This is a genomic window from Tolumonas lignilytica (assembly GCF_000527035.1).
In the GTDB taxonomy this organism is placed as follows: Bacteria; Pseudomonadota; Gammaproteobacteria; order Enterobacterales; family Aeromonadaceae; genus Tolumonas; species Tolumonas lignilytica.
Map to the genome: position 1 here is coordinate 2,619,682 of NZ_AZUK01000001.1, position 12,287 is coordinate 2,631,968.

Below are 12,287 nucleotides of genomic sequence, written 5' to 3' on the forward strand. Positions count from 1 at the left end.
CTGGCAGGATAAACTTAGAAATACTGTTTTTATGTACAGTATTTCTATGAGAAAAATTATCCACGTCGATATGGACTGCTTTTTTGCGGCAGTAGAGATGCGCGACAATCCGGCACTGGTCTCTCTGCCGTTAGCGATCGGCAGCCCGGCGGAACGTCGTGGCGTGATCGCCACCTGTAACTATGTCGCCCGACGTTATGGGGTGCGTTCGGCCATGGCCACCGCACATGCTTTCCGCTTATGCCCGCGGCTGGTGTTATTACCGGGGCGCATGTCGGTATACAGTGCCGTATCGCGTCAGGTGATGCAGATCTTCGCCCGTTATAGTCCAATTATCGAGCCGGTGTCGATTGATGAAGCCTATCTGGATGTGTCCGACAGCCCGCTGTTTCAGGGCAGTGCGACCCGGATAGCCGAAGCCATTCGTGCAGATATTTTGCAGGAACTCCAGCTGACGGCATCGGCAGGGGTGGCCCCCAATAAATTTCTCGCCAAGATCGCCTCTGAACAAAACAAGCCCGACGGTTTATTTGTGTTGTCTCCGGCAGAGGTGCCGCAATTTATACAGCAACTGGCATTATCGCGGATCCCCGGCATCGGAGGAAAAACAGCGGAGCGCCTTTCACAATTAGGGCTACATACCTGTGCGGATGTGCAGCAATTTCCGCGGCGACAATTATTGTATCTGCTGGGCAAAACCGGGCTGATGCTGCTAGAACGGGCTTATGGCATTGATGAGCGCCCCTTGCAGACCTCGCGTGAGCGCAAGTCAGTCGGTGTCGAAACGACCTTTGCGACCGACATTGTGCATGAGGAACAAGGGCATGCCATGTTGCCAGACTTACTGAATGAGCTATCCAAACGGCTGCAACGCCGGGAGTGGCAGGGACAAATTGCCCGGCAGGGCGTGAAAATTAAATTTGCCGATTTTCAGCAGACGACGGTGGAACGTTCCGTCAGTGCGTTCTCTCCGCATTTGTTCGATGAATTACTGCATGAGGCCTGGCTGCGCGGCGGAGGCAAACCGGTACGACTGGTTGGCATCAATATCGGATTACCGGCTGCCAGCAATACCTTGCAGCTTCCCTTAGATTTGCAATAACGGATTACAGGAGAGAACCACATGCCGCCAGTGCAGACGGCATGTGGTGAGCGGGGATTACTTGTTGGGAATGGCGGCCAGCATGGCAACCAGCAATTGCCAGAACCGCGCGACGGCCGGAATATGCACCCGTTCATCCGGTGAATGAGCTCCCTGAATGGTCGGGCCAAAGGAGACCATATCCCAGTGCGGATATTGTGCCTTGAACAAGCCACACTCCAGACCGGCATGGATCACCATCAGTTTGGGTAACTCGCCAAACAGTTCTTCATGTTTCTGTCGCAACAGCGCCAGTGCTGGTGAATCGGGGTTCGGAGCCCAGCCCGGATAGGCGCCATCAAACTGGCAATCGACACCGGCCAGCGCACATAGCGAGGCGGTCATCTGCTGCACATAATGGCGCCCTTCATCATTCAGCGAACGGATCAGACATTGAATATAGACCCCCTCGGCCCGGGTTTGGATCACCCCCAGATTGGTTGAGGTTTCCACCACTCCTTCAATAGCGTGACTCATACGGATCACGCCATTCGGGCAGGCGACCAGCAACTGCAACAGACGGCGCTGGTCAGCGGCGCTGAAACAGTCGGCCGGTGATTCAGCCGGAGTCATCACGATTTGCAGGTGACTGTCGACTTCCTTCAATTCGTTTTGTAACACCTGTGTCCGTTCCGCCACCAATGCCAGCACGGCATCCACACGGGCGGGCTCGACCAGGATCAGGGCCTCCGCCTCGCGGGGGATCGCATTGCGTAATGTGCCACCACTGAGGCTGGCCAGATGGATCGATTCGGCCTGCAAATCCAGCAGCAAGCGACTGAGCAGTTTGTTGGCGTTGCCCCGATCCTGATGAATGTTGACGCCGGAGTGTCCGCCACGCAGCCCTTTCAGTTGAATGCGAAACGCCTGATAGTGCAGCGGGGCTGTTTCGCGTTGCATGGCGAAACGAATGTTGGCATCCACACCACCGGCACAGCCCATATAGGCTTCGGCATCCTGTTCGGAATCGGTGTTCAGCAGAATTTCGCCGTCCAGCCAGCCGGCCTGTAAGCCGAATGCGCCGCCCATACCGGCTTCTTCATCGACCGTCAGCAGCACTTCTAACGGGCCGTGCTGGACAGAATCATCGGCCAGCACCGCTAAACAGGCTGCGGCCCCGATACCATTGTCGGCGCCCAAAGTGGTGCCACGGGCGCGTACCCATTCACCATCGACATAAGCCTGGATCGGATCTTTGGTGAAATCATGAGCCGTGTCGGCATTGGCCTGCGGCACCATATCGATGTGCGCCTGGAGGATCACGCTTTTCCGCTGTTCAAAACCGGGCGTGGCTGGTTTTTTCAGTATCAAATTACCTGCCGGATCAACTTTGACACTGATGCCTTGGGTTTTAGCCCAATCCTGGATCCATTGGCTCAGGGCGGCTTCATGCTTCGACGGACGCGGGATTTGGCAAAACTTATCGAAAAAGAACCACAGATGTGAAGGCGTGAGTTGCAGTAATTCACTCATGACGCATTTCTCCTGCATAACAATAGGAGCGCAACCAACGGCTGCGCAGAATAATTAGGGGCGATTATTTGGTGGAACGACGGAAAAACAGTAATCCGACAAAGAGGATCAGACCTGTGATCAGCGAGCTGGCACTGAACAGATACATCACATAATAAGCATGTTGCATGGGATCAACCGTTTCAGGCAGCCAGTGAATGACGCCACGATTGATAAACTGATTGACGGCGATGGCCGCCAATGACCAACCGGCGATCCAGACGATTTTCTGTTTCTGCGATCGATGCGGCTGGTTATACATGAGGCCGACCCAGAAGCAGAACCAGACCGTGATAAAAATATAGGAAAACAGCGCCATGGTGAGCGACCTTGTGCTTTAACTGAAAACCGGAAAATGATGCCATGAAAGCCGACCTGACAGAAGTCACAACAGCGATCCAAAGTGAAAAGTCCTGCGTATATTCAAAGATAAAGTGTGATCACCGCTTTTTAGCGATTAGTCATTCTATTGTCATCTTTGCCGGGCAGCGTGACACAGAAGAACAGTTTGTCATTGCCCGACAGGAGGGGTTGGGTGTATAACCTGACCTCCTGTAACATTCAGTGTCGTTACGGAGCCTGCATGTCTGCATTATTAGGGCGCTTCTATCTGGCGCATATCAACGATACACACTCGCATTTTGATGAAACCGCTTTACCGCTGCGGTTAGCCTTACCGGAAGGACATACCGATATTCGTCTGCATTGTGGCGGTTTTCCTCGTTTAGCTGGCTTTCTCAAGCGAGCGCGCCAGCGGGCGATCCAAGAGCACATGCCTTTTTTACTGCTGGATGCCGGCGACAGCTTTCAGGGCACCCTCTATTTCTCCTGCTTTAAAGGGCAGGCCAACGCCAGTTTACTGAATCAACTGGGTGTTGATGCCATGGTGGTGGGTAATCACGAATTGGATACCGGCAATGCCCCCCTGGCCAATTTTCTGCGTCAGATCCGTTTCCCATTACTGGCCGCAAACTGGGATCTGGCTGGTGAGGCCAAAGACAAACCGACCCGTATGCAGGATCATCCGCTGATGGTGAGCTGGCAAAACCCGGCACATCCGAAGCCCTACATTGTGAAATGGATGAATGATATCCCGGTCGCAGTATTTGGCTTGGTGCTGGACAACATGCCGGATATCGCCGCGCCGGATGGTGATTCTCAATTTCTGCCGGTCATCGAAACTGCGCGGGCCGTTATCCAGCAGATCCATGCGGAAGGAATTGAACACATTATCCTGCTCAGTCATCTGGGGTATCCGCGGGATTGCAGGCTGGCTCAGGAGGTTGACGGCATCTCACTGATTGTCGGCGGGCACACTCACACCCTGCAGGGGGATTTCAGCGCGATGGGGTTAGCGGAAGGGCTGACTTACGGTGAACGCATCAATCAAACGCTGGTAGTACAGGCCGGATATAACGCACTGATGGTGGGGTTGGCCAACATTGCGCTGCTGGCGGATGGCAAAATGCGCATCGAAGAGGGCGGTAATGTGCTACTGACCAGTGATGATGCCACCTTGCTATCGCAACATGGCGACCGACTGTTTCCTCTGCAACAACGCATGGTGCGACGTTTTTTACGTCAGCATCCCCGCGTCAGAATGGTCGCGCCGGATGCGGCGATGGAACGTACGATTGCCCGCCAGTACCGCTCCAAACTGCATCGCTATGCCAGCGATCAGGTCGTTTCCTTACCGCGGGGGCTGCGCCATGTCCGGATCCCAGATGAACGGGGTGGCAGTCAGGTCGCGCCATTGGTGGCCGAAGCTATGCTGTTTCAGGCGCATGAGATGGGCATTGAGGTCGATGTGGCCATATTTAATGCTGGCGGTGCCCGCATTTCGCTGCCGCCGGGGCCGGTCAGTGCGGCCGAGTTAGCCGGGCGGTTATTGCCTTTTGCCAGCACCATCAGCCATTTTGACGTGCGAGGCGGGCAACTGCGGCAAGCCCTAGAAGGGGCTATTGTGAATGCGCTGGAACTCGGCGGCAGTGGCAGCTTTCCTTATCCGGCCAATTTACGCTACAGCTACCATGCCGATGCACCAAGAGGGCAGCGGGTGCGGCAGCTGCATGTGAAAGACCGGCAGGGCCAATGGCAGCTATTTGATGAACAGCGTGATTATCGTCTGATCACCACCAGTTATACCGCCATGGGCAAAGAGGGCTATCATGCATTACTAGAGCAGCGTTCAGAACCGGAATTACTGGGGCTGATTATCTCCGATGCCTTCATCAACTATGCCCGTTCCCGCGGTATTCTGACGCCGCCTGCGGAACCCCTTTATCAGCTAAATCTCAGCAGAATGGTTAGCTAACACGCATGAACACATAAAACCGATGAAAAATACTATTTATTGGCAACAGCTCTGGTAAGCTAACGAGTTAACCGTTTTTACATCCCCAATAGGTTAGTTTATGAGCAAAAAGTTTTATGTTTCGTGGGAAAATCTGCATCGTGAAGCGCGCCGTTTATCTCGTCGTCAGCTTCCAGCAAGCCAATGGAAAGGCATTTTAGCGGTTAGCCGTGGTGGTCTGGTTCCGGCTGCCATTATGGCGCGTGAACTGGGTATCCGTTTTGTTGATACTATCTGTATTTCCAGCTACGAGCATGATAATCAGGGCGACCTGAATGTATTGAAACGTATTGATGGGGATGGTGAAGGCTTCCTGATCGTGGACGATCTGGTTGACAGTGGGAATACTGCCCGCGTGCTGAAAGAGATGTATCCCAAGGCAAAACTGGTGACCGTTTTTGCCAAACCGAAAGGTGAACATCTGGTTGATGATTTTGAAGTATCTATTCCACAAGATACTTGGATCGAACAACCATGGGATATGGTGCATTGCTTTGTGCCGCCAATCTGCGAAGAAAATTAGTAAAAAAGAAGGCTTCCATCGGAAGCCTTCTTTTTTTCAATGCCGGTTTCTCTTTTTCACAACTCCGATTTTTCATTTTTGCAGCGATAGTGCGACAATATAAAAAACCACATGCGGAGTGGATATGTCTGCACCATCTGAAAAAAACCTGAGCGAAACGCTGTTTAACAAGGTTAAACCATTTAAAGTCCACGAAACCTCCACGGTTTCCAATTCCGGCTCCTCACTACCTTGTGAACCCCAGGAGCAATTTCTGATCGACGGCTTATGCACGCCATCCTGGTTTCGCATACTGCGTCGCGCATTCTGGATCTGGCAGGGTGCCGACATGATCGAAATGGAGGATGTGCTGGCTCGTATCGCAACCAGTGATGGTGTCAGGACTAATCCGCAGCAACTGGATACCGTACAGGGCTTTGTACCGGGAAACTGGTGTTATGAATGGAGTCAGCTGGCCGGGCTGCATAACCGCAAAGCCAAAGAGGCTGAAGATGCCGGGCAACCTCGTCTGGCTCGGAAAGAGTATTTCATGGCGGCCCGTTACTACTCGATTGCCAGTTACCCCCATCTAAAAGGGGATGAGTTGGCCGAGCAAGCCCAGGTCATGGCCAATATTGCCTATCGGGAAGGCGGCCATTTGCTGCCGGTGCCATTGAAAGAGTTAAAAGTTCCGTTCCGTGGTAAAGAAATCAAAGGCTATCTGCATCTGCCTCATGACGATCATCCGGTGCCTTTGGTGATGGTCACAGGGGCCATCGACAGCCTGCAACTCGACTTCATTCTGCTGTTTAAAAACGTACTGGCTCCGCTCGGTATCGGCATGTTGTCACTGGATCTGCCCGGCTGCGGCTATTCCAGTCAATGGCCGTTGGTTGAAGACTCCAGCCGTCTGCATCAGGCCGTATTGCAATATTTGAAAGACGTACCGTGGGTGGATGATCAGCGCATCGGCATGGTGGGGTTTCGTCTGGGTGGCAACGTTGCGGTGCGGCTCGCCTATCTGGAACAGTTACGGATGAAGGCCGTGGTGTGCATTGGCCCCGGCATGCACAACTACTTTACCGATCCGACCCAATTTGCCCTGTCTCCGCCGATGATGCGGGCCAGTCTGGCGAACCGACTGAATATGGATGCTGCCGACTGGGAAGAATTACAGAAAAAATGTCAGGTCTTTTCATTGAAACGACAAGGGTTGGCGGGCGTCACCAAAACACGCGTTCCCATTCTCAGTATGGGGCATCGCAGAGACTTCATTTGTCCAGAGGCAGACATCCGTTTGCTGGCCTCATCCAGCCTGAATGGTAAAGCCGTTGTGCTGGATAAAGAGCCGGTCAAAGAGCAAATGAATCGGATGATGAGTGAAATTGGCGAGTGGTTGCGTTTGCATTTTAATCTCGGATCTACGGAACGTATAAAATTGCTGTGAAATTCCGTTGCAGGGGGCGGTTAGCCTCGGTATAAAGAAACCCTTCATGGAGGGTTATCGCAGCAATGAAAAGCAAAACCATCGTCGTCAAGCTGGGCACCAGCATTCTTACCGGCGGCACACGTAAATTGGATCAGGCTCATATGGTTGAGCTGGTACGTCAGTGTGCTGCCTTGCATCGTCACGGGCATCAAGTTGTGGTTGTGACTTCCGGCGCCATCGCCGCAGGTCGCGAGAAGTTGGGTTACCCCGATCTTCCCCCCACCATGCCCAATAAGCAGATGCTGGCGGCGGTGGGACAATGTCACCTGATGCAGGTCTGGCAGAACTTGTTCAGTATTTACGGGCTGCAGATCGGCCAGTTATTGCTGACTCGTGCCGATCTGGAAGATCGTGAACGCTACCTGAACGCGCGTGACACTTTGCAGACGTTGCTGCATAACCGCATTATTCCTGTGATCAACGAAAATGATGCCGTCGCGATTGCCGAGATTAAGGTCGGTGATAATGACAACCTGTCGGCGCGGGCCGCGATTCTGGCCGATGCCGATTTATTAATTCTGCTGACCGATCAGAAAGGTCTGTTTACGGCTGATCCGCGTACTAATCCAGAGGCGACACTGATTGAGGAAGTCACCGAAATTACCGATCAATTACGGAGTCTGGCCGGCGATAGCATCAGTGGTTTGGGGACGGGCGGTATGTCGACCAAGCTGCAGGCTGCGGATATTGCCTGCCGTTCCGGCATTGAGGTCGTGATTGCCAGTGGCAAGACCCCGGAAGTGGTCGGGCGTCTGGCGAACAATGAAAAAGTCGGCACTCGGTTTAAAGCGCAGTCCAATCCGCTGGAAGGACGCAAAAGCTGGATACTGGCCGGGCCGCAATCGCACGGCGAAATACACATCGATGCCGGGGCAGTAAAAGCGGTCTATGAAAAAGGCTCCAGCCTGCTGCCGAAGGGGATCACTCAAATCAGCGGCGAGTTTGGTCGTGGTGAGGCGGTTCGCATTATCACGCCGGAAGGAAAAGAGCTGGCCCGCGGGATCACCCGTTATACGGCAGATGAATTAGAGCGTGTACGTGGTCATCATTCCGATGAAATTGAAGCCTGTTTAGGTTATGGCTATGGTCCGGTGGCAATCCATCGTGATGACATGGTATTGCTGTAAGAGGATAGAAGCATGAGTTTATTAGCAATGGGCAAAGCAGCCCGTGAAGCCTCATTTGAGTTGGCTGTAGCCGCAACGGCACGTAAAAACCAGGCATTGCTGGCGATGGCCGATGAGCTGGAACTGCAACAGGCATCGATTTTAGCTGCCAATGCGATCGATATTGAAGCTGGTCGCGCCGCCGGACTGACCGATGCCATGCTGGATCGTTTGTTAATGAATGAATCTCGTCTGGCCGGGATCGTGGCGGATGTGCGCAAAGTCGTGATGCTGGATGATCCGGTGGGGTCAGAAATTGATAGCCGTATGCTGGAAAATGGCATGCGTCTGTCGCGTCGTCGTGTACCGATTGGCGTGATTGGCGTGATTTATGAAGCCCGCCCGAATGTCACGATTGATATCGCAGCCCTGTGTCTGAAAACAGGCAATGCCAGCATTCTGCGTGGCGGCCGTGAGACGTTTAATTCCAATATGGCACTGGTCAAAGTCATTCAGGCTGCGTTAGCCAAGAGCGGCTTGCCTGCGGCATCGGTACAATATATCGAAAGCCCGGATCGGGCCCTGGTCAGCGAGTTGCTGGTGATGGATCAGTATGTGGATATGATCATCCCACGCGGTGGCGCGAATCTGCATCGCCTGTGTAAGGATCAGAGCACGATCCCGGTCATTATCGGTGGGTTCGGTGTCAGTCATCTGTATGTCGATGAAAGTGCGGATCTGGAGCGGGCCATTGGGGTGATTGATAATGCCAAGGTGCAACGTCCTTCAGCCTGTAATGCGTTGGATACACTGCTGCTGAATGAAAAAATTGCAGCGCAGATCGTACCGGTATTAGTGACTCGAATGAATCAACAGAATGTGACGCTGGTGGCAGAGCCACAAGCCTATCTGTTGCTGCAAGCGGCTGGTGCTGAACGTTTACGCGAAGCCGGTGCGGAAGATTTTGATACCGAATGGCTGAGCCTGACGCTCGGTGTCAAAGTGGTGCCGGATGTGAAAGCGGCGATTGCGCATCTGCATGAACATGATGCTTGCCACTCTGATGCCATTCTGACCAACGATCTGAAAAATGCAGAATACTTCATCAATGCGGCTGGTTCTGCAGCGGTGTATGTGAACGCATCCACGCGTTTTACCGATGGCGCCCAGTTTGGCTTAGGCGCTGAAGTTGCGGTTTCTACACAGAAGCTGCACGCGCGCGGACCAATGGGATTAACTGAACTGACCAGCTACAAATGGATTGGTCAGGCGGATTATCTCAGCCGGAGTTAATGATTCTGTCATATCAAAACAGCCGCATCTGCGGCTGTTTTTTTATCACAAGATTAATCCAGCATATCGGTCAGTTTATCCAGCGTCTTCATCCGTTCATTCACTCTCTCCGCGTGCGTACTGGCGTTGCGTAATGCTGAGACGGCATAAACAATCGCATCGCTGGCTTTCTGGATATCATCCGATACTTCTGCCAGTCGGGAGTTGAAATGATTCGTACTGCGAGCAAATTCATCCCCACTGGAGCTGTTCTGTCCAATCAGCTCAGAAATATCACCGACATTCACGACCAGACCACGAATGGAGTCATTTGTTTTCTGCAGGGATTCTTGCGTAATTTGCGCCAGTTTGCGGACTTCTTCGGCAACAACAGCAAATCCTCGGCCATGTTCACCTGCGCGGGCTGCTTCAATCGCGGCATTCAGTGCCAGCAAATTAGTCTGATCAGCAATTTTGTTGATCACGTCCAGAATTTCTTTGATATTTTCGGTACTGCTGTTCAGCGTCACGGTTTTGGGCTGAATGCTGTTGTTCAGCTGGAGTAACGTGTCCAGCTGATTCAGGTGCGTGGATAACGAATGACCCAACTGTAATACCTGCTTACTGATGTCCTGCACGTTATGTTCAATATCACCCAACCGAGAGGTGAGTTCTGGCATCAGTGCGCGATAATGTTCCAGTTGCTGGATCACTTCTTTGCGGATCTTGCTGACAATATCAATTTGTTTGAGCTGACGTTGCAGGCTATAGTTTTGAAATTGAGCATACAGTATTGGAAACAGATTGACGGAATCATCGTAAAAGGTCGTATCCTGACTTTCCAGCCGGAAGAAAAACAGCGCGGTCAGGGTCTGGTTTATGTTCACCCCATAAAGCTCACCAAACGTCGAGAACCCCGCTGTCGGGATAGAGTCAAAGCTGCGTACCTGAGCCAGGCTTTGCTGGTTATGCAACCGACGCAAAATACAGTCATTCAGAATACCACCAACAGGTTTGGCGCGTGATTTAGTGGTCATGAAGTTGCGGAAATCCTTATCGGTGCACTGCACTAAATCCTGGCGTTTGACCAGATACAACTGCTCCCCCATCGAGAGGTCGCAGAAGAAGGAAACCCTGTCTTTGTCAAAGTCAAAACCGGCGATACTGCGGATAAATAACTGTCCTTCAATCTCAATCGCGAAGCTATAGTCTTCCAGCTTGTGTTCCAGATCCTGATTGCTGCTGACGTGAAAATGCTGTTTCAACGCCTCAATAAATGAAATGACGTGGTGATCGTCCGTCAGGACGGATTTAACCCAGCGTTGTTCCTGCGACGCCTCGGTGATGAGAAAAGAGACATTCTGTTTTTCAAAATTATGCGACGTGAATATGGCATAGCGATAGGCCGGGTTGATCTTCATGAAGGCAATCACAGCATGGCCTTGCACGACTTTTTGACCGTCATACAGATAGGTATTTTTAAAATCGAATTTGCCACCGGCAGAGCCGCCAATGAAATGGCAGGGGAAATGACGGCTGGCATACACCGCTTCACTAAAAAACGATTCGGAAGCACTCAGGCCATCCAGAAAGGTGAGGGCAACCGTATCATGATGTTCAATCGGAAAGGGAACCGATAAGCGTGACAGCGACTGTGCAATGCGCTGGACCCGATCATGATGTGAGACACTAATCTCGCCACGTTTCAGATCTTCATTATTCAGTGCGACGCTGGCGATCGACACCTGATGTAGCATGCGTTTATCGAACGACTGCAAAATAACGGTATCCCAGCTGTTGCCTGTTTCACAATACAGTGAAGAGGCTGTCTCTGGCTGATGACATAGTTCACCGGCAGTTGTTGTCGCTAATAGCTGGCAATGGGGGGCAAAAGTTTGCAAAAAACGGGTAATGGTTTGGCAGACCTGATTAAAATCCACATGCGGGCTGACATAAGCAATCATTAATGCAGGTGTCGCCTGTTGCGGTAACCAGTCCGAGATATCCTGCGGCAATTTCTGGCTGCTGGTATGCAGGACATGAACCACATCAATGTTATCAACGGTTCCTGCTGACTTATTCCGGAAAAAAGAAAACATATATGTTCCTTAGTTAATCGATTCAGCTTTTTATTATCGCCAGCTCTACCGGGTACTTATTTAATTATTAATTTTAGAGTCAAATTGACCTTTTATTTATAGAACATTCATGACGTTAATGACGTGCTCCAGACCTAAAAATTAAAAAGGATCAATGATCCTGCTGTTTGGCAGATTTAACGATAATAAAAAGGGTATAATTAACTATTGCCGTATTTTCTTCTTATTGTGCGGGGCAATCCGCAACAAATTTCAACAGGTAGATAGTCGTTATGATGAAGCACAAAATTGATGTGATGATCCCGGAAGATGAATTACAGGCTAAAGTGGCCGAGTTGGGGCGTCAAATCACCGAACATTACCAGGGAACCTCTGAGCTGGTGCTGGTTGGGTTATTGCGTGGTTCCTGCTTATTCCTGGCAGATTTGAGTCGTCACATTGATCTGCCAGTCAGTCTCGACTTCATGACGGCCTCCAGCTATGGCAACAGCACTACAACATCGCGTGAAGTGCGGGTGCTGAAGGATCTGGATGATGAGATCAAAGGGAAAGATGTGCTGATTGTGGAAGACATCATCGACAGTGGTTTTACCTTAAGCAAAATCCGCGACATCATTGGTCTGCGCGAACCGAAATCACTGGCTATCTGTACCCTGTTGAATAAACCTGCTCGGCGTGAAGTTCAGGTTCCGGTGGAGTGGACTGGCTTTACCATTCCGGATGAATTTGTAGTGGGATACGGGATCGACTATGCCCAGTTATATCGCAATCTGCGCTTCATCGGTAAAGTGATCCCGCAGGAATAAACCGCGC

10 protein-coding genes and 2 pseudogenes are annotated in these 12,287 nt (G+C 51.6%); 8 read left to right on the plus strand and 4 right to left on the minus strand.

Translation table 11 applies throughout. The features are described 5' to 3' along the window. The first annotated feature begins 46 nt into the window (after positions 1–46). Positions 47–1,102, plus strand: a complete 1,056-nt coding sequence (gene dinB / locus H027_RS0112150; protein ID WP_024872731.1) for a DNA polymerase IV — start codon at positions 47–49, stop codon at positions 1,100–1,102. Positions 1,103–1,159: 57 nt separating this feature from the next. On the opposite strand, the gene H027_RS0112155 is transcribed toward dinB, so the two are convergent. Further along, positions 1,160–2,614, minus strand: coding sequence for an aminoacyl-histidine dipeptidase (locus H027_RS0112155; RefSeq protein ID WP_081741496.1), 1,455 nt, complete (start codon positions 2,612–2,614; stop codon positions 1,160–1,162). 64 nt (positions 2,615–2,678) lie between these two features. After that, positions 2,679–2,972 (minus strand): hypothetical protein, encoded by a 294-nt coding sequence (locus H027_RS0112160; protein WP_024872733.1) that lies wholly within the window; start codon positions 2,970–2,972, stop codon positions 2,679–2,681. A gap of 44 nt (positions 2,973–3,016) precedes the next feature. On the opposite strand from H027_RS0112160, the gene H027_RS0112165 reads away from it, so the two are divergent. The 6 genes from H027_RS0112165 to H027_RS0112190 all read left to right on the plus strand — a co-directional run bounded on the left by H027_RS0112165 (position 3,017) and on the right by H027_RS0112190 (position 9,396). Further along, positions 3,017–3,196 (plus strand): hypothetical protein, encoded by a 180-nt coding sequence (locus H027_RS0112165; RefSeq protein ID WP_024872734.1) that lies wholly within the window; start codon positions 3,017–3,019, stop codon positions 3,194–3,196. A 40-nt stretch (positions 3,197–3,236) separates the two neighbouring features. Then, on the plus strand, positions 3,237–4,967 hold the full coding sequence (locus H027_RS0112170) for a bifunctional metallophosphatase/5'-nucleotidase (protein ID WP_024872735.1): 1,731 nt from the start codon (positions 3,237–3,239) through the stop codon (positions 4,965–4,967). Between the two features lie 100 nt (positions 4,968–5,067). Beyond that, complete coding sequence (gene gpt / locus H027_RS0112175; RefSeq protein WP_024872736.1) at positions 5,068–5,529, plus strand: xanthine phosphoribosyltransferase; 462 nt, start codon at positions 5,068–5,070, stop codon at positions 5,527–5,529. Positions 5,530–5,653: 124 nt separating this feature from the next. Then, positions 5,654–6,955 (plus strand): esterase FrsA, encoded by a 1,302-nt coding sequence (gene frsA / locus H027_RS0112180; RefSeq protein ID WP_024872737.1) that lies wholly within the window; start codon positions 5,654–5,656, stop codon positions 6,953–6,955. Positions 6,956–7,020: 65 nt separating this feature from the next. Beyond that, positions 7,021–8,124, plus strand: a complete 1,104-nt coding sequence (gene proB, locus H027_RS0112185; protein WP_024872738.1) for a glutamate 5-kinase — start codon at positions 7,021–7,023, stop codon at positions 8,122–8,124. Between the two features lie 12 nt (positions 8,125–8,136). Then, positions 8,137–9,396 (plus strand): glutamate-5-semialdehyde dehydrogenase, encoded by a 1,260-nt coding sequence (locus H027_RS0112190; RefSeq protein ID WP_024872739.1) that lies wholly within the window; start codon positions 8,137–8,139, stop codon positions 9,394–9,396. A 53-nt stretch (positions 9,397–9,449) separates the two neighbouring features. Here the strand turns inward: H027_RS0112190 and H027_RS19435 are convergent. Both H027_RS19435 and H027_RS19440 read right to left on the minus strand, forming a co-directional pair. Beyond that, positions 9,450–9,857, minus strand: a pseudogene (locus H027_RS19435) (methyl-accepting chemotaxis protein); the annotation flags it as partial. A gap of 423 nt (positions 9,858–10,280) precedes the next feature. Then, positions 10,281–11,474: pseudogene (locus H027_RS19440) on the minus strand (FIST signal transduction protein); the annotation flags it as partial. Between the two features lie 275 nt (positions 11,475–11,749). Here H027_RS19440 and hpt point away from each other — a divergent pair. Next, the gene (gene hpt, locus H027_RS0112205; protein ID WP_024872741.1) at positions 11,750–12,280 is read left to right on the plus strand and encodes a hypoxanthine phosphoribosyltransferase; all 531 of its coding nucleotides are present in this window, start codon (positions 11,750–11,752) and stop codon (positions 12,278–12,280) included. Positions 12,281–12,287: the final 7 nt, after the last annotated feature.